General features: G+C 60.8%; 13 protein-coding genes. 3 read left to right on the top strand and 10 right to left on the bottom strand.

Features of this window, described 5'->3' with window-relative positions; all coding sequences use genetic code 11:
* Nucleotides 1-146: 146 nt before the first annotated feature.
* Nucleotides 147-1,160 carry an alpha/beta fold hydrolase gene (locus BUS12_RS22635; protein ID WP_074299473.1) on the bottom strand — a complete coding sequence of 338 codons (1,014 nt, stop codon included), beginning with the start codon at nt 1,158-1,160 and terminating at the stop codon, nt 147-149.
* 53 nt (nt 1,161-1,213) lie between these two features.
* Nucleotides 1,214-2,725, bottom strand: coding sequence for a flavin-containing monooxygenase (locus tag BUS12_RS22630; RefSeq protein WP_074299471.1), 1,512 nt, complete (start codon nt 2,723-2,725; stop codon nt 1,214-1,216).
* A 165-nt stretch (nt 2,726-2,890) separates the two neighbouring features.
* On the opposite strand from BUS12_RS22630, the gene BUS12_RS22625 reads away from it, so the two are divergent.
* Nucleotides 2,891-3,538: a TetR family transcriptional regulator gene (locus BUS12_RS22625; protein WP_074299469.1), complete on the top strand. Its 648-nt coding sequence runs from the start codon at nt 2,891-2,893 to the stop codon at nt 3,536-3,538.
* Between the two features lie 120 nt (nt 3,539-3,658).
* Here BUS12_RS22625 and BUS12_RS22620 read toward each other — a convergent pair whose 3' ends face one another.
* The 3 genes from BUS12_RS22620 to BUS12_RS22610 all read right to left on the bottom strand — a co-directional run bounded on the left by BUS12_RS22620 (nt 3,659) and on the right by BUS12_RS22610 (nt 6,757).
* The gene (locus tag BUS12_RS22620) at nt 3,659-4,831 is read right to left on the bottom strand and encodes a tetratricopeptide repeat protein (RefSeq protein ID WP_074299467.1); all 1,173 of its coding nucleotides are present in this window, start codon (nt 4,829-4,831) and stop codon (nt 3,659-3,661) included.
* 117 nt (nt 4,832-4,948) lie between these two features.
* Nucleotides 4,949-5,629 carry a PspA/IM30 family protein gene (locus BUS12_RS22615; protein WP_074299464.1) on the bottom strand — a complete coding sequence of 227 codons (681 nt, stop codon included), beginning with the start codon at nt 5,627-5,629 and terminating at the stop codon, nt 4,949-4,951.
* 522 nt (nt 5,630-6,151) lie between these two features.
* Nucleotides 6,152-6,757, bottom strand: coding sequence for a plasmid mobilization protein (locus BUS12_RS22610; protein ID WP_074299462.1), 606 nt, complete (start codon nt 6,755-6,757; stop codon nt 6,152-6,154).
* A 436-nt stretch (nt 6,758-7,193) separates the two neighbouring features.
* Between BUS12_RS22610 and BUS12_RS22605 the strand changes: the two genes are divergently transcribed.
* The gene (locus tag BUS12_RS22605; RefSeq protein ID WP_074299460.1) at nt 7,194-9,671 is read left to right on the top strand and encodes a penicillin-binding protein 1A; all 2,478 of its coding nucleotides are present in this window, start codon (nt 7,194-7,196) and stop codon (nt 9,669-9,671) included.
* A 367-nt stretch (nt 9,672-10,038) separates the two neighbouring features.
* Nucleotides 10,039-10,917, top strand: a complete 879-nt coding sequence (locus BUS12_RS22600) for a lipid A biosynthesis lauroyl acyltransferase (RefSeq protein WP_074299458.1) — start codon at nt 10,039-10,041, stop codon at nt 10,915-10,917.
* On the opposite strand, the gene BUS12_RS22595 is transcribed toward BUS12_RS22600, so the two are convergent.
* The 5 genes from BUS12_RS22595 to BUS12_RS22575 all read right to left on the bottom strand — a co-directional run bounded on the left by BUS12_RS22595 (nt 10,860) and on the right by BUS12_RS22575 (nt 17,303).
* A complete protein-coding gene (locus tag BUS12_RS22595) occupies nt 10,860-11,870 on the bottom strand; it encodes an ABC transporter transmembrane domain-containing protein (RefSeq protein WP_253190190.1) in 1,011 nt (336 codons plus the stop codon). The two genes, BUS12_RS22600 and BUS12_RS22595, sit on opposite strands and share 58 nt — an antisense overlap.
* A gap of 70 nt (nt 11,871-11,940) precedes the next feature.
* Nucleotides 11,941-12,627 (bottom strand): calcium-binding protein, encoded by a 687-nt coding sequence (locus BUS12_RS22590; RefSeq protein WP_083640575.1) that lies wholly within the window; start codon nt 12,625-12,627, stop codon nt 11,941-11,943.
* A 165-nt stretch (nt 12,628-12,792) separates the two neighbouring features.
* Nucleotides 12,793-15,513: a calcium-binding protein gene (locus BUS12_RS22585; RefSeq protein WP_083640574.1), complete on the bottom strand. Its 2,721-nt coding sequence runs from the start codon at nt 15,511-15,513 to the stop codon at nt 12,793-12,795.
* Between the two features lie 92 nt (nt 15,514-15,605).
* Nucleotides 15,606-16,292: a hypothetical protein gene (locus tag BUS12_RS22580; protein ID WP_143788433.1), complete on the bottom strand. Its 687-nt coding sequence runs from the start codon at nt 16,290-16,292 to the stop codon at nt 15,606-15,608.
* Between the two features lie 255 nt (nt 16,293-16,547).
* Nucleotides 16,548-17,303 (bottom strand): hypothetical protein, encoded by a 756-nt coding sequence (locus tag BUS12_RS22575; RefSeq protein WP_074299450.1) that lies wholly within the window; start codon nt 17,301-17,303, stop codon nt 16,548-16,550.
* Nucleotides 17,304-17,329 lie beyond the last annotated feature (26 nt).

Raw genomic sequence — 17,329 nt, 5'->3', positions numbered from 1 at the left:
GATACGGGGTATCCCGAGGTCGATATGATGTGGGTCTTGGCACCGGGTCGTCGATCCCGCCCCCGGCGTGCCGGGAAGCCGCTACCGTCCATCGCCTGACTGACTATGATCGAAGCTTTTGCGTGCCTTGCCGGCTGGCAGCAGCTCTACCAGTTGTGGGAACTGATCGTGCTGGCCTGCAAGTTCCTCTGGGATGTGTTGCGCCTGCTCGGAGGCGGCGGCTGAAACAGAAAGGCGCGCAAATCCTCCAGCACGCGCCCGGGATCCTCCTCCATCGGGATGTGGCCCAGCCCTTCGTACATGACGGACTGTGCCCCCGGAATGCGCCGCGCGAACTCCGCCGCATGCGCGGGCGGAATCCAGCGGTCCTTGGCTCCCCACAACACGAGCGATGGCACGTCGACGGTTTTCAGCACGTCGGTGTCGAGGTCGGCGAAATCAAGCGTCGGCACCATCTTGCCGATTGCCGCGCGTGTACCCGCGCCGTGGAAGAACTCGATATAGCGTCGCAGCACGGGCGCCGCAAGCCGGCGCGGATCGCCGTAGACATTGCGTACCGCACTGCGGATGATCGGCTCGGGCAGCCACCACGGTGCGCTCATGCGTACCATCGCGCTGTTGAAGAGGCCAATGTAAATCGGCAGCTTCATCGGAAAGCCCGCCGAGTCGATCAGCACCAGCCGCTCGACCGCATCGCGATGGCGTACCGCGTAGTCCCATGAGATCAACCCGCCGAGCGAGTTGCCGATCAGCGTCGCGCGTTGGATGCCGAGCGCCTGCATGAAGGTATCGATGAAGCGCCGGTACGTAGGCATATTCATGGTCTCGATCGCGCCGGACGGCGTGTGCAGCGGCCCGGTCACGCCGAACGGCGGCAGGTCGAGGCGGATCACGCGATAGCTGCGCGCCAGTTCTTCCGCGACGCCGTCCCAGGTATGCAGCGACGATGCGAAGCCGTGAATCATCACCAGCAGCTCGCCGCTGCCTTCGTCGACGTAGTGAACGTCGCTGCCCATGATGTTGACGAACTTCGAGCCTGGCTGCGTATAGCGCTGCCGCAGCGCCTCGCGCGGTACGCTGGTGATGCCGAGGCGCGCGGCGAGCGAGCGGGGCGGCAGCGGTGCGCCCGGCGCAGATGGAACGGTTTCGAGGCTTGCCATGTTTGTCTCCCTGGTTGTTTGAGTTCGAAAGCAGCGCTGCCTCGCGGCCAACCTCAGCGCGCGAAGCGGTACTCGCGCGCACGCACCCGGCGGGTGCGCTTGCGGAAGCTGAACGTGAAGCCCGGCCAGATGGCGGTGACCTTGCCGCTCTTCGTCTGGTACCAGCTCTGGCAGCCGCTCACCCACACCGAGCGCCGCATGTCTTCTTGCAGGCGCGCGTTGAAGGCGTGCTGCACGTCGGGCCGCAGGTTCATGGTGCGGGCGCCGCGCCGGCGCAGCACGCGCAAACAGTCGGCGATGTATTGCACCTGCGACTCGATCATGTAGATCATCGAGTTGTGGCCGAGCCCTGTGTTCGGACCCACCATCAGGAAGAAATTCGGAAAGTCGGCAATGCTGGTGCCGAGATACGCCTCGGGTCCGTCGCGCAGCCAGCGCGCGTCGAGATCCGCGCCGCCTACGCCGGTGACGTCGAACGGCGCGCCGATGTCGTTGACCTGAAAGCCGGTGCCGCAGATGATCGCGTCGGCGGGGTGATGCACGCCATCTTCCGTGACGACGCCGTCGGCGACGACTTCGCGGATGGCGGTGGTGACCACCTCCACGTTCGGCTGGCTGAGCGCCGGATAGTATTCGCTCGATAGCAGCACGCGCTTGCAGCCGAGCCGGTAGTTGGGCGTCAGTTTGGCGCGCAGTTCAGGGTCTTTGACCCGCCGTTCCAGATAGCTCAGGCCGAACTTCATTGGATACTTCATCAGCTTCGGATTGACGACGAAGGCGATGGCACGCGATTCGAGCTGCCAGTAGATCGTACTGCGAACGAAGCGCTGCGTGAACGGCAGGTACCGGAACCACCATTGCGCCCGCTTGCTGACCGGCTTGTCGGGTTTCGGCATGATCCACGGCGCAGTACGCTGGAACAGATCGAGCTGCGCGACGCGCGGCTGGATCCGCGGCACGAACTGGATGGCGCTGGCGCCGGTGCCGATCACCGCGACGCGCTTGCCCTCGAGCGGATAGTCATGGTCCCAGCGCGCCGAGTGGAACAGCTTGCCGGTGAAGCGTTCGAGACCGGCGATCTGCGGCATGGCCGGCTGCGACAAGGGGCCGCTTGCCGCAATCACGATGTCGGCTTCGATCGTCTCGTTCTCGTGCGTGGTCGACGAAGCCGCTGCCGCGTTTGCGCCATGCTCGAGTTCGAGCCGCCACACCTGACGGGCCTCGTCGAAGCGGGCCGCCACCACGCGTGTATGGCAGCGCACGAACGGCTCGAGCCCGTACTTGCGCACGCAGTGCTTCATGTACGCGAGAATCTCGGCCTGTTGCCCGTACGCGCGCGACCAGCCGGGATTGGGTTCGAAGGAAAACGAATACAGATGCGAGGGCACGTCGCAGGCGGCACCGGGATAAGTGTTGTCGCGCCACGTCCCGCCGATCTCGCCCGCGGCCTCGTAGATCGTAAACGACTCCAGTCCCATTTGCCTCAGCCGGATCGCCATGCCAATGCCGGCGAAGCCGCTCCCGACGATGGCAATGCGTGGCGTAGCAGGCGAGGGCGATGGCATGGGTACGGTACTCCGCGTCAAAGAAGGGGAAAGGCATGAGCGATCAACCGATGTCTACAGTTGTCTACTCCCATAACCCGCAGAGTAGACAACTGTGCACTTGGCGTCAAGATGGTTTACAGTGCAGGCGTTGCACGCGCGTTGCGCGCCTTGTTTTTGAGCCCTATGGAAGCCACTCCCGATCCCGATCTTGACCTCGCGCCGGGCAAACGCCGCCTGATTGAAGCGGCCTTGCGCCTGACGGCCAGCGGGCGCAGCTTTGCGACGCTGGGTCTGCGCGAACTGGCGCGCGAAGCCGGTCTGAACCCCAACACGTTTTACCGGCATTTCGACACGCTCGACGATCTGGCGCGCGAAGCGGTCGAATGGCTGAGCCGGCGCTTGCGGCCGATGCTGCGACGCGAGCGTTGGCTCGCCGCGCACGACGAGCCGCATAGCGTGCCGCGTCGTGCCTGTGCGGCGTTTTTCGCATTTGCGCTGGATAACCGGGAAGCGTTTTTGAGCGCGCTCGCCGAGTATCACGGCACCTCACCGGCGCTGCGCGACGCGGTGCGAGCGAATCTGAACGAAGTGTCAGCGGAGATGGCCGACGACGTCATGCAACTGAGTCTGGTGCCGGGCCTCGCGCGGGCGACGGTGGATGAAATCTGCACGCAGATCGTGCTGCAACTGTTTCATCTGTCGCATGAGTACATCAGCAATGCCGCCCGGCGCGAGGCGCTGATCGATTACTCCGAGCGCTTTATCGTCAGGCTGTTCGCCGGGGCGGCGGTGCTCGAGCAGCATCAGTCGCCGCTTTCCGCGAGCGCGTGAGCATCGCTCATAAGCAAACAGGCTCCGTGAGGAACGGAGCCTGTTTTTAAGGGTGTTTCGCACACGGTGCATCCGGTGCGTCAGCGCGTGGCGCCGGGCGGCGCAGCGCGTCCCGGTCGATCAGGTATCGCTCCAGCCGCCCGAGTCGTCGTTGCCCATATCGACACCGCCACCGCCGCTGCCGTCGTCCCAGTTATTCGAACCCTGGCCGAAATCGAGGCCGCCGCCATTGTTGTTGTCATTGTTGCCGCCACGACGGCGCGTTTCGTCGTCCTCGACGATCACTTCGCGCTCGCGGCCCGAATTGAGCGCCTCGCCGAGCAGCACGCCCGTCAGGAGGCCACCCATGCCGCCGCCAAAACCGCCACCGCCTTGCTGCACGATAACCTGCGGCTGCTGTTGCGGAGGATACGGGTAGGGCGCTTGCGGCGGATTGCCGAAACGCTCCGCTTCGCGTGCGTAAGCGGAATCGCCCGTGCCGGCCGGTCCCGCAGCATACGGATCGGGGCGGCCCTCGGCACGTGCCTTGAGGCTGGCGACACGCTGCTCCAGTTCGTCGAGCTGATACGGCGGCACGGGATTCTTGCTGTTCGACAGGGCTTCGACAAGGCCGCGCAACTGGTCCTCGGTGCCTTCGACTTCCTTCTCCAACGCCTCATGTCCCACGGCGGTGGAAAGCTTCACGTCGAGCTTCAGCGAGCGCACTGCGTTCAGCAGATCCGTGGCGCGCTTGAGTTGCACGCGACGGTCGTCGTCGGCACGCGAATCGTCCTGCGTGCGGGCACGGCGCAGCGTCCAGCGCAGCACCAGCGCAATCGCGCCGATCAGCACGATGATGCCGATCCACATGCCCACGGACGGACCGTGCCGCTCGGGGACTTGCGGCGCCATCGCCGCCTGCTGCTGCACGGAACCGCTGTTCTGTTGCGCGAACGGATTGCTGGTGTGGCCCGTCGCCACGCCGCCACGCTCCGCGTCGCGGCGGATGCGCGCTTCGGTCTGCGCGAAGCGTGTCGGGTCGGTGAAGCGGATTTGCGGGTCGAGCGTCTTCGCCTGCTGGATCTGCGCCAGGGCGTCGCCGGAGCGGCCTTCGCGATCGAGCACCTGGGCGTACAGGTAGTGAGCCCGTGCGTTGTCCGGATGCGCCTGCAGCACCTGGCTCAGGCCGGCGTCGGCCTGTTGCCAGTTGCCCTGAGCCATGGCCGATTCGATCTGCTGGGCGCTCGGCACGGCGAAGGCCGCGCCGGACACCAGCATCAGCGATGCGAACAGCGCTGCTAGAAATTTTTTCATGTGTCGGACCGGGCGGCTTGATGCCCGTCTCCATGTCAATCGATGCTCCGGTGTGACACGCAGCGCCGCACGGATCGCCGGCGCTGCGTCACCTCCGGTGTACTACCTCGCGACGGCTTACTGCGCCGGCGTGTTCAACTGCTTCTTCAGCGCCTCGAGGCGGTCTTCGACCGACGGGCCGCGATTCAGGTCGGCGAGCTTGTCTTCGAGCGCCTTGCCGCTTTTCACGTCGGCGGAATTCAGGCGCGCGTCCGAGCGTGCATTCGACAATGCCACCTTGTCTTCGAGCTTCTGGAAATCCTCGGAGAGATTGCGCCCGCCGATACCGCCCAGCGCAGTCGCTGCGACGTCTTTGGCCTGGGCGATCTGCTGCTTGGCCTGCAGGATGTTCGACCGTGCGTTGAGGTCGTTGCGACGGCCGCGCATGTCTTCGATCTGGCTCTTCAACTGATCGACCGACGGCTCGAGTGTGGCGAGTTCTTTCGCGAGCGCGTCGCGCTCCGCTTCCGCGGTGGCTTGCGCACCGAGCGCTTCACGGGCGAGCGCTTCGTCGCCCGATTGCAGCGCGCGCTTCGCGCCGTCTTCGTACTTCTTCGCCTTGTCGGCGGCAACGTCGCGCTTGCTTTGCTGAGTGGCGACTTGCGCCTGAATCTCGATCAGCGAGTTCTCTGCTTTGGCGATGCTTTCATCGAGCTCGCGCACGATCTGGCGCGAATCGCGCGACGGATCTTGCACGGAATCGGCAGCGTCGTTCAGGAGACCTTTAAGCGTGCGCGAGATGCTGTCAAATAGCGACATGAAACCCTCCGTAGAATGAAATCGGCGCTGAGTGCCTGGCGCGTTCAACCACTGGTGACCACTAGTTTACGCTGCCACGCGCGGTATTGCGCGGGCAACCGGTGCGGAAGTCGGGGCTTGCGCGCCAATTGCAATAGCAGCCTCGCAAATTGTTCGGCCAGCGCATGGCGCGGGTGTGTCGAACGCAAGCCGGGCAGGCTCAGCAGCTGGCGGATATTACACCACGGCATGTCTTAAAACCGTCTTAAAGCGTCACTTCCTGCGAGTTTCAAACGTCGATTCCGGGTCTACGCCAGCGGAATATTTCAATGTTGGCGACGTGCGGAGCGAAATGCGTCGAAGTGGATGCGGGTTGGGCAAAGTGGTGTGTCCACATCGCGCGCGGGGAGCTCAATGGACGTGACCTTACAGCCGCGAAAGTATTCGCTGACGAGCCTGGTCTCTAGCGCACGTTGCTACGTGAGCAAGGCATCCGTGAGGCATACGCGCGACGCGAGATATCAGTGAGAGATCGGCAGGGGCTCAGGCGAAGCGGCCGTCTTCCGCCGTCGGATCGTTGCGCGGGTCGTCTTCGTCGGGCGTGGTTTCGATGCGTGCCCGGCGGCGCGAAGCAACGGGTGCCACGGATGCCACAGGCGCCACAGGCACGGCAACGGGCGGCTTTCCTGCCTGCGGCTGGACATGCGCTTGAGGCGCGATCGTGGCCGCTTTGGCGGCCGCCACGCGCGCCACCGCCTGTTCGTCGGCGACGGCCTGTTCTTCTTCCGGCGTGCGCACCAGTGCGGCGAGCACGTCGGCGGGCAGCAGGGATTCGTGTGCCGCTTCCGCCTCGTCCGTGACGGTGCTGGGCGGCACCTTCTTCAGCGCGGCAGGCAGGGCTGCCTGAGCGTTGCGCGTACCGTGCGCGACCCGTTCCAGCGCCGCATTGAGGGCATCCGGTTCGCGCGGCGCGCGCAGCCGGTCGACGAGGCTCGCCGCCTTCACCTGTTCGCTGGTCGCGCCGAAACTCAGCACCGCGCGCCGCATCAGCTCGCTGACGCTGATGCCGAGTTCTTCTGCGCTGGCGGCAATCGCGCGCTTCTGGGCGGGTGTCACGAATACGACGATGCGTTCGCTGGGCTTGTTCATAGTCTGCTCGCGTACTTGTTGGCTTCGAACGGCTGAGTTTGCGCGCGGCCGCGCTTTCCCCGCGCGACGAGTCCATCATAAGGCGAGTTGCCGAGATGCGAAACGGGCGGTGCATGAAAATCCCGTGACATCAAAGGCTTGGACCGTTTCCGGCGGACTTGTCCACAGGCCTATGAACATTTTCTGTTGATAACCCGCGGCGGCCGGTGCAGCAAGGGGGCGGCGGGTGCCGGCGAGGTCTTCCCAAGGAATTCTTACAAAAAAAGCACCTTGGGCTCGGCGCGATTTCTTTAAAATGCGCTGTTACGTTGCGCCGGGACCGGTCTGGGCCGAACCCTATCCGGGCGCGCCGCGGGGCCAGCCGGGGGCGTCAGGCCACGCGGTGGTATCAGCCGCCCGCAGAGAGGCGTGGAGTCAAGCGCCAATTATTCGAGTCATGCCAATCATCAAACGACCGCAATCCGCAAATTCTCCGGGTGGTGAAGACCGGGATCCCTATCACCGCAACTCAGGACGCAACGACGCTTCGCGCGACGAGCCGCGCCGCCGTTCGCTCGGCGCGCGCATCGCGCTGAGTTTCGTCGGCCTGCTGGCGACCATTGCGGTCGTCGGTGCGCTGATCCTCGGCTATGCGCTCGTCGTGATGGGGCCGCAACTGCCGTCGCTCGACGCGCTCACCGATTACCGGCCAAAGGTGCCGCTGCGCGTCTATACCGCGGATCACGTGCTGATCGGCGAGTTCGGCGAAGAGCGGCGCAACCTGGTGCGCTTCCAGGATATTCCGGACCAGATGAAGAAAGCGGTGCTCGCGATCGAGGACTACCGCTTCTACGAGCACGGCGGGGTCGACTTCGTCGGCATCCTGCGCGCCGGCACGACCGACCTGATGCACGGCGGCGCGTCGCAGGGCGCGAGTACGATCACCATGCAGGTGGCGCGCAACTTCTTCCTTTCCAGCGAGAAGACCTACACGCGCAAGATCTACGAAATGCTGCTCGCATACAAGATCGAGCGGGCCCTGACCAAGGACCAGATTCTCGAGCTGTACATGAACCAGATTTATCTGGGCGAGCGCGCGTACGGTTTTTCGGCGGCGGCGCGCGTGTATTTCGGCAAGGATCTGAAAGATCTCTCGCTCGCCGAGTGTGCGATGCTCGCCGGGCTGCCGAAGGCGCCGTCGGCGTATAACCCGGTGGTCAATCCGAAGCGCGCGAAGATCCGTCAGGAATACATCCTGAAGCGCATGCTCGATCTGAAGTACATCACGCAGGACCAGTACGACGCGGCGGTCAAGGAAGAGATTCACACCAAGAACCCCGGCAACGAATACAGCGTCCATGCCGAGTACGTAGCGGAAATGGTCCGCCAGATGATGTACGCGCAGTACAAGGACGAAACCTACACGCGCGGTCTGAACGTGATCACCACGATCGATTCCGCGGATCAGGACGCTGCGTACCACGCGGTGCGCAAGGGCGTGATGGACTACGAGCGCCGCCACGGCTATCGCGGTCCGGAAGGCAATGTCGACCTGCCGCCGCCGGGCGACGATCGCGACCAGGCGATCGACGACGCCTTGACCGATCACCCGGATAACGGCGAGATCGTCGCAGCCGTGGTCACCGCGGCAAGCCCGAAGGAAGTGCAGGCGCAGTTCCTCGACGGCACCGAGGCGACCATCAACGGCGATGGCCTGAAGTTCGTGGCCAACGCCCTGAGCGCGCGCGCCACGGCGGCGCAGCGCATCAAGCCGGGCTCGATCGTGCGTCTCGTGGCGGACGACAAGGGCAACTGGCAGATCACGCAATTGCCGCAGGTGGAAGGCGCACTGGTGTCGCTGACGCCGCAGGACGGGGCGATTCGCGCGCTGATCGGCGGCTTCGACTTCAACAAGAACAAGTTCAACCACGTGACCCAGGCATGGCGTCAGCCGGGTTCGAGCTTCAAGCCGTTTATCTATTCGGCGTCGCTCGACAAGGGCCTCGGACCGGCGACGATCATCAACGACGCGCCGCTGTATTTCCCGCCTAGCTCGCCTGGTGGCGACGCCTGGGAGCCGAAGGACGACGACCAGCCGGAAGGTCCGATGCCGATGCGCCTCGCGTTGGAGAAGTCGAAGAACCTGGTGTCGATCCGTATCCTGTCGTTCATCGGCACGAAGTACGCGCAGGACTTCGTGACACAGCGTTTCGGTTTCGACGCCGACAAGACGCCGCCGTATCTGCCAATGGCGCTCGGCGCCGGGCTCGTCACGCCGTTGCAATCGGCGGGGGCGTACTCGGTGTTTGCGAACGGTGGCTACCGGATCAATCCTTACCTGATCGCCGAAGTGAGCGACGCGCACGGCAACGCGATTTCGAAGGCGCAGCCGTTGACGGCGGGCCGCGATGCGCCGCGCACGATCGATCCGCGCAACGCGTACATCATGAACAGCCTGCTGCACTCGGTGGCAACGGCGGGGACGGGCGCGGGCACCAACGTGCTGAAGCGTTCGGACCTGCAGGGCAAGACCGGTACGACGAATGATGCCAAGGACGGCTGGTTCGCCGGCTACCAGCAGTCGCTGGTGGCGGTGGCCTGGATGGGTTACGACCAGCCGAAGAGCCTCGGCAGCCGCGAGTTCGGTGCGCAGCTCGCGCTGCCGATCTGGGTGGACTACATGGGCCACGCGCTGCGCGGCGTGCCGCAGGCCGAGCCGGCCATGCCCGATACGGTCACCAGCGTCGACGGCGAGCTGTTCTACACGGATATGACGCCGGGTAACGGCTTTGTCGCCAGCATCGGCCTCGATTCGGCCAATCCGCTCGCCGGTGCGAGCGATGCAGTGGGCGGCGTGGGTCCTGCGGGCATGACGCCGCCGGACGTGTCGTCGAGCGAGAAGCAGCAGATCATGGACATGTTCAGCAAGCACTGATGCCGTACGAGCGTATCCGGGCCGCGGGATCCCCGGATACGCTGCGCCGCGCTTCGCGGCGTCATACGCCACGGGGGTTTGCGGCGGCCATGCAGGGCGGCGCGGTACAAATTGCCCGTCGGCCCGGCGTCAAGTGAATAAGACGTAATGTAACTCCTACCTGATGGTGTGCCGGACAAGGCAAATCCGGTTTACCATTCGAGCCTAATTTGTAAACTCCTGTCTTGCTGAAACGCGAGATCTCCCGCTTTCTTACCTAGGCGCAGCGCGGTACCCGGTTTCGACGCGCGCGCATGTCACTTTTCCCGGCCGCTCAGGCTTGCTTGGGGGAAGTGTTTGCCACACCGCTCTCAACCGGGATCTTCTCGTGAAAAGCCGAATTCTCATCGTCCTCATGACAGGACTCCTACGCGCCTTCGCGTGCCTGCCGTATGGCGTGGTCGCGCGCATCGGCATCGGCATCGGTGCGCTGCTCTATCGCATTCCCAGCACGCGCCGCCGTGTCGTCCATACCAATCTGAAACTCTGCTTCCCGGACATGAGCGACGAGGAGCGCGAACGCCTCGCACGCGCGCACTTCGGCCATGTGATTCGCAGTTACGTCGAGCGCGGGCCGCAGTGGTTCGGCAATGCGCGGGCGATCTCGCGCCTCGTGGAAGTGGAAAGCGCCATCGACCTGGCGGAGGCCCACTCGCGGCCGACGATTTTCGTCGGCTTTCACTTCGTGGGGATCGAGGCCGGTTGCATGATGTATTCGACGCGCCACCCGGTGGCTTCGTTGTACACACCGATGTCGAACGTGCTGTTCGACGCGATGGCCAAGCGTCAGCGTGGCCGTTTCGGCACCGAGATGATTCCGCGCAGCGACAGCGTGCGCCGCGCGTTGCGCGTGCTGCGCGACGGCAAGCCGGTGATGCTGGCGGCGGATATGGATTTCGGCTTGCGCGACTCGGTGTTCGTGCCGTTCTTCGGTGTGCCGGCCTGTACGCTGACTTCGGTGTCGCGTCTTGCCAAGGCGGGCAACGCACGGGTCGTGCCGTTTGTTACCGAGGTGCTGCCGGATTATCGCGGCTACAAACTGACGATCTTCGAAGAACTAAGCAATTTTCCGTCGGACGACGCGACGGTGGATGCGCGCCGGATTACGGAGTTTCTGGAGACGCAGGTGCGGCGGATTCCAGCTCAGTACTACTGGGTGCATAAGCGGTTCAAGCACCGGCCGGTGGGGGAGCCGGCGGTGTATTGAGGGAGTTGAGGGGGCTGCGGCCTGGATGGGTGTGAGCAAGCTGCGCTGCGCTTGTGGCAGACCCACACGAGATCGATGACAGCGGTTAGCGCCTGACCCGTCAGGAAGTTACGGATGTTTTCCAGTTCTCGCACGCGCGCGACGGTATCGCCTACGCGTCGCGCCGCGAAATAGGGCAACGGCAGCGCCACCAGATGGCGGAACAGACGTGCGCCCAGTTCCACGTCGATCCGGTTGGTGGTGTGCGAGAACGTGAAATTGCGCAGACCCGTGAGTAGCACTTCGAAGGTAGAACTAACGAAAAGCGCAATGCCTACAACAACAAGCGTGTTATAGGCGCGGTTCACGAGCACCTTGTCCATCACCACCTGAAACATCAGCGGCGAAATCAACCCGAAAATCTGCAGGACCAGCGACACGCCCAGCACTTCGAGCAGTAGTCGCCGGTATTTGATGATCGCAGGAATGAACCACGAAAAATCGAACTTCGCGAGTTCGCCTGCCAGTGAAGCTCGCGACGTGAATAGCAGCATGCGGCCGGTAGTGCGGACGGCCAGCGCGTCGAGCGGCATCACAATAGGAGAGGCGGCCTCCGCTTCGAGAACGAAGACTGTCTCACCGTCGCAGCGAGCGATAATGAAATGTTTACCATCCCTGTCAAATGCAAGCGCGGGTAAAGGCGTGCGATCAAGCCGGTCGATTCGCAGCGGTACGGACGACGCCTTCAAACCGATCGATCGAGCGCTCAGAACGAGCGCATCACTGTCGAAGCGCTTGTTGCCGCGCGCAGCGGTATGACGTAACTGCGCCGCGTCGATGGCAATGCCATGAAACCGCGCGATCACGACAAGGCACGCTAACGCCGGATCGTGCCCAGGGTTGTCTTGCGAAGTTGGATCAGAAGCGTGGCCCAGTGCCGGTGGCGCCGGTTGGTTGAGTTCAGGAGTGTTCAAGGGATTCTGGGTTTTTGGCATCCGCGACTTTAAAAGTCCGCGGATGCCTGAACAGAGGATGAAGGGCGCGTCAGTACAGGCTGGCCGAGAGCGTTACTTTCGGCTGCTGCTGGATCGTATCCAACGTCTGCGAACTGGCCGCCGGTTGCGCGCCGTAAGATGCCATGCCCGCAATCAGATTGTTGACTTGCCGATCAGCAAGGCCTGCGGTGCCGGTCGCCATCTGAAGCATTTGCTGCCTGTTCCATGCCGTGCCATCTGCGAACTGCACGGTCTGCACGCCGAAGCCGCTGCCGTTCATGAAGGAATCGAGCGTGATCTGGTCGCCCGCGATGCCGTCTGTTAGCACAAGACCGGAATTGCTTGTACTCTTCACCGTGACCGATGACGCGCTGATTCCCGCGCCCAGTTGCAGCAGGTTATGAGCCGCACTGCTGGAATCGTACTCAGCAATCTCGAGTTTCCCGTAGCCCGCATTGAAGATGAACGTATCGCCGCCACCGCCACCCTGGACGTAATCGTTGCCACCCTTGCCGTCGAATACGTCCGCGCCGGGTGTTCCATACAATTTGTCGTCGCCCGCAGTGCCGGTGGTTGCCATCTGGAGCAGTTGCTGCCTGTTCCAGATGGTGCCGTCGGCAAACTGCACCGCTTGCACGCCCCAGTTGCTGCCGCTCATAAACGAGTCCAGCGTAATCTGGTCGCCGGCGATGCCATCCGTCAGCACCAGGCCGGAATTGCTGGTACTCCTTACCATGACTGATGATGTGCTGATTTCCGCGCCTAGTTGCAGCACGTTGTGGGGTGTCGTGCCTGAATCTGTTTCTGCAATTTCCAGTTTGCCGTAGCCCGCATTGAAGATGAACGTATCGCCACCGCCGCCGCCCGAGACATAATCGTTACCGCCTTTGCCATCGAATACTTAAGCCGCCGACGTGCCATAGAGCGTGTCGTTGCCCGTGGTGCCCGTAGTGGCCATCTGGATCAGTTGCTGACGCGTCCAGACCGTGTTGTCGGAAAACCGGACGGCTTGCACACCCATTGAGCCAAAGAGCATGGCCGAGTCCAGGGTGATCTGATCGCCCGCGATACCGTCCGTCAGTATCAGGTTGCCGCTGCTCGTCCCCCGCACTGTGACCGATGCCTTCTTGATTCCAGGGCCAAGCTGAAGCACGTTGTAGGGGCTGCTGGTCTTGTCCGACTCGTAAATTTCCAGTTTGCCGTAGCCCGCATTGAAGATGAAGGTGTCGCCACCACCCCCACCCTGGACATAGTCGTTGCCGCCTTTGCCATCGAATACTTCCGCACCGGCAGTCCCATAGAGCGTGTCATTACCCGCTGTTCCACATAGCGCGGCGACCTGGATTAATTGCTGCCTGGTCCATGTCGTGCCATCGGCAAATTGCACCAACTGAACGCCACCGCCGCTGTCACGCAATTCACCCGTCAGCGTAATCTGGTCGCCAGTGACGCCATCAGTCAGCACCATGTCGCCGTTGCTGAGCACCTTTGCTTTGATCGATGACGGGGCGATCCCGAGACCGAAGCTCAGTGTGTTCGCAGGAGCGCTGGAGTTCGGATCGCTTTCACGAATCTCTACAACACCGTCGCCGGCAGAGAAATGGAAGACATCGTTACCCGGCAATTGCACGCTTGGGTCGTTGCCAGCGTGGCTGCCGATCAGCACACTGACTCCCGGGCCGGCATAGAGGTCGTGATATATGGTGGTGCCGGTTTCCTGGATGTGCCCGAATCCGTCCATGTTGATCTGCAGTCCTGAGACGATGGCGTTCGCAATCGACGCGACCGTGTCGTTCGTTGCAGCCGCAACGAATTTCTCGAACAGGGAGTCGGACATGCCCATGTCGAATCGCGCTGCGTCCGCGACGCGTAACAGCAGATCCCACGAAGCAAGGTTTGTGGCGCTGATTGTGCCGAGGCGCTGGAAGGCTGCGGCCAGGGCTGGTGCGAATGTCGCGGGCGCCTGGACGGTATCCGTGGAGGCGTCGTACCTGAATTCGGGGGCGACGCTAGCGGCAAGAGGGGACTGCAGGACGAGGCGCGCCAACGCCGCGTCGTAGAGATCGTTCCAGCATTGTTGCAGGTAGGCCGCAGCCCTGATTCCAGGGTTCAAGCCATCGCCAGTCGAATTGAATGGCCGACCTAGATACTGTTCTACGAAGCTGAGTTGCCGTGCGTCAATCGAGCCGCCGCGTGAGGTGGGGGCCGCTGAACTCACCTCTGCCCACTGGAAGAGAATGGCCTGTGCAGCCGATTCGATAGCGGAGGGACTTGTGCCGGCCGGTTGCACAACGAAGGCCTGCACCAGACTCTGCAGACTTTGATCGAGCGACATGGCCGAACGCAGGTCACGCAGTTTCCCTGCACCTGCCAGTTGAGGGAGCGTCGCTGCAGTTGCCGTCACGTCGACAGGCGTCAGCGGTTTGGTGTTCATCGTGCTATTGGCGAACCATGCATCGACGATTTCGCGGGTCGTGCCGTCCGCCAGCGTATAACTGCTGATCGAACTGATCTTGTTGCCCGCGATGGTCTCAGTCACCGCAGTGGCGTTCAGGTTGATCGAGACAATGCCAAGCTGATTAAGGGTGTGGAGTTCGCCCGAATCGGAGGCGCCGTTTTCGTTGGCATCGACCCAGACCCGCAGGCTTGCAAAGGCAGGATCTGATGCGTTGATCACGTTGTCGTGGTTGGCGTCGAGCTTACGCAGGATATCGAAGCCATCGGTCGTTTCATTGCCGAATAGCTGGGTAATGTTTGTGATGTTCTGATCGTTCGGATCGAAACAGAGCAAGCCCATGCCGGCACCGACCCAGCCTGTTTGACGGGCGAAGCCGTCGTTGGCGAGGTCGAAGTAGGGGGCGCTTGTGTTCAGCGGTGTCAGGTTGATTCCCGAACCGGTCAAGTCGAGGACGAGCGGGCTGGTGAAGTCCAATCCGTCATCTGGGTATTTGCCCATCGCGGCGCCGCCTGCGCCTGATTCGGGGCTTTTCCCGCCGGAGCCGGGTGCTCCGGTTTGGGCGGAAGGGGGGGAGATGGTGCCCGGCGATCCAGTGCCCGACTGGGAAGCGATGTCGTTAAGTAGATCGCTGATACTATTCGCGGCGCTCCTTACTGCATCCACGACCGCATTGGTGCCGGCTAGAGCGAGCAGTCCCGCCGCAGTTGAAAGCGCGATGCCAAGACTTACGACAGGGGCCGCTGCTGCCGATGTGATCGCACCGGACATGGCCAAGGCATCTGCGACCCCGGAGATTACTGATCCAATGGTATTTAGCGCGGTAGCGACACTCTCCGCCACTTTCAGCCCGGCATAGCTTATTGACCCCTGGTCGCCGGACCGCGTCGCGTTTTCGTATTCGGCTAGCGTACCGGACACTGCACGTATCTGTTCGGGAAGATTATTGGCGGCGCTCACTACCGCGCTACTGGTACCAAGGACTGTGCCCAGCGCTCCCAGAGTTTTACTGCCGGTGATGGTTGCAGCACCGCTAACCATTACCGACCCAGCATTAACAACCGTCTCTCTTATATCCCCACTTGCCGCAGTCCCCATCACGCCAATAACCGATGCGCTGGTATCAAACAACGGTGCGAGAAGTTCGGTGATGAAATCGGATTTCATTGTATCGTTATCTTATTTAAAAATGATGGTTGCGTTCAAATATCGTGAGGAAGATCTGCATTTATTGGCATGAAACCAGGACTAAAGGTTGTTCAGATTTTCTGATGTCCGTTGTCCATGGTAAGAAGCAATCTTGCTATGTATCCACGATAAGGTTCGGGCAGAGAGCTGCCTTTTACATAGAGAGTGCGAGCCGTCGCGCATGCAACTTCGTCACTCTCCGTGTTCAAATTGGATAAGCCGGAAACAAATTCCCGGGATTGCGGCTGATCGATCGATTGTGCAATTTTTTTGATACCTTGCAGCATTTCTTCAGTTGAAAGCACGATCGGTGCTGATTTTTCTAGCTCTGCTTCGAGAGCAGATTTGTTGACGAAAAACCACGCCTTCGCTTCCGTGGAGTCGAACGATTCCATTACTGGGTAGGCGTAGCTTTGGAATTCCGAATCTGGCATTTCTCCTTTTATGTACTTGCCGCACATATGTGGATCCAGCGATGCCAGTATTTTATTGACAGAAACCAGTCGTTGCTCCAGCAGGACAGTGGGTAACCGGGCCATCCCTTTGTTTATCATTTGACCAGATAAGCGCAATTTATCACCTGGTGCGATCGCACCAAGTTCGTTGGCCAATTTTTTGTTATCCAATAACCAAAGATGAAATAGCTCCGCTTCGTGGTATATAGGGGAAGATTTTGAAAATGGATTTAGCCAAACTGTAGCATCATTGACCGTAATATCCACGGCTGCGGTCTTGTTGACCTTGGCGGTGCCGGTCATATTATTTTCTATATTATTATTCGATATAAAATGGAAGCCACGGGAGCATATGAATATGGAAGTGGCAAATAAAGTAGATATGCATAGAAAATTGAAATATTTATTCATTTTCGTTATTTCGATAATCTCGTAACCACGTATCATGTCAGAGATTTTTGCTTGTCTAATCGGTGAATTGATTAATTGTTTCAATTGTCGAACTGGTCGTGCCGTTCATGTCGCCTACTCTTGTTCCCCGATTCGAAATGTTCCTCGTTAAATTTTTTCATTCCCTTCGTCTCCTGTAAGGAGCATCCGCGCCACATAGCCTCGATAAGGCTCAGGCAGGGAATTCCCTCTGGAATAGAGAATCTGTACCGTTTCGCACGCATCTTCATCGCTCGCCGTTTTTAAGTTGGCCATCACGGAAAGGAAAGATTTGGATTGCGGTTCGTACATTGATCTGGAAATTTTCAGTACGCCTCGTGCTGCATCTTCCGTTGATAGCACGATAATCGGTGCCCCATTCAGTTGTGCCTCGATAGCCGCTTTGCCGACAGAGAACCAAGCTTTAGCTTCATCGGCATCGAATGAATTCATCCTCGGAGCAGATTGCGCTGTAAATTCCGTAGCGCTAAATCCTCCTTTTATAAGCGTGCTACACGTGTGGATGTTCAGCGACGGCAATATCTTATTTACAGAAGAAAAACGCTGTTCCAGCAGGTCGGTCGATAGACGGGGCATTCCTTTTGCCGCCAGTTGGCCTGATAACATCAGTAGATCTGATGGACGTGCGGTATCGCTGGCAGCAGCCAGTTTCTTGTTATTCAATATCCATTGGCGGTATTGATTAAACTCTCGGTATATCGGCGATGATGCCGAGTATGGATTCATCGATAATACGGGATCATTTGCAATTTCGTCTTGGACGGCGTTCTTCGGATTCGGATGACGTCCAGGAAAAAATATTATTATGAAAGATAAAATAAAAATAAAAATTGAACCGAGTAAAAATTTTATCGCTAACTTCATTTTGTGCGATTCCTACGTCGTGCGCT

Origin of the sequence: Paraburkholderia phenazinium, from assembly GCF_900142845.1 — a bacterium.
In the GTDB taxonomy this organism is placed as follows: domain Bacteria; phylum Pseudomonadota; class Gammaproteobacteria; order Burkholderiales; family Burkholderiaceae; genus Paraburkholderia; species Paraburkholderia phenazinium_A.
This window is presented reverse-complemented; position numbering and strand designations above follow the sequence as displayed.

Coding starts and splice junctions, on each gene's coding strand:
- BUS12_RS22635 (WP_074299473.1), bottom strand. CDS start 1,160: ATGGCAAGCCTCGAAACCGTTCCATCTGCGCCGGGCGCACCGCTGCCG.
- BUS12_RS22630 (WP_074299471.1), bottom strand. CDS start 2,725: ATGCCATCGCCCTCGCCTGCTACGCCACGCATTGCCATCGTCGGGAGC.
- BUS12_RS22625 (WP_074299469.1), top strand. CDS start 2,891: ATGGAAGCCACTCCCGATCCCGATCTTGACCTCGCGCCGGGCAAACGC.
- BUS12_RS22620 (WP_074299467.1), bottom strand. CDS start 4,831: ATGAAAAAATTTCTAGCAGCGCTGTTCGCATCGCTGATGCTGGTGTCC.
- BUS12_RS22615 (WP_074299464.1), bottom strand. CDS start 5,629: ATGTCGCTATTTGACAGCATCTCGCGCACGCTTAAAGGTCTCCTGAAC.
- BUS12_RS22610 (WP_074299462.1), bottom strand. CDS start 6,757: ATGAACAAGCCCAGCGAACGCATCGTCGTATTCGTGACACCCGCCCAG.
- BUS12_RS22605 (WP_074299460.1), top strand. CDS start 7,194: ATGCCAATCATCAAACGACCGCAATCCGCAAATTCTCCGGGTGGTGAA.
- BUS12_RS22590 (WP_083640575.1), bottom strand. CDS start 12,627: ATGGTAAGGAGTACCAGCAATTCCGGCCTGGTGCTGACGGATGGCATC.
- BUS12_RS22585 (WP_083640574.1), bottom strand. CDS start 15,513: ATGAAATCCGATTTCATCACCGAACTTCTCGCACCGTTGTTTGATACC.
- BUS12_RS22580 (WP_143788433.1), bottom strand. CDS start 16,292: ATGACCGGCACCGCCAAGGTCAACAAGACCGCAGCCGTGGATATTACG.
- BUS12_RS22575 (WP_074299450.1), bottom strand. CDS start 17,303: ATGAAGTTAGCGATAAAATTTTTACTCGGTTCAATTTTTATTTTTATT.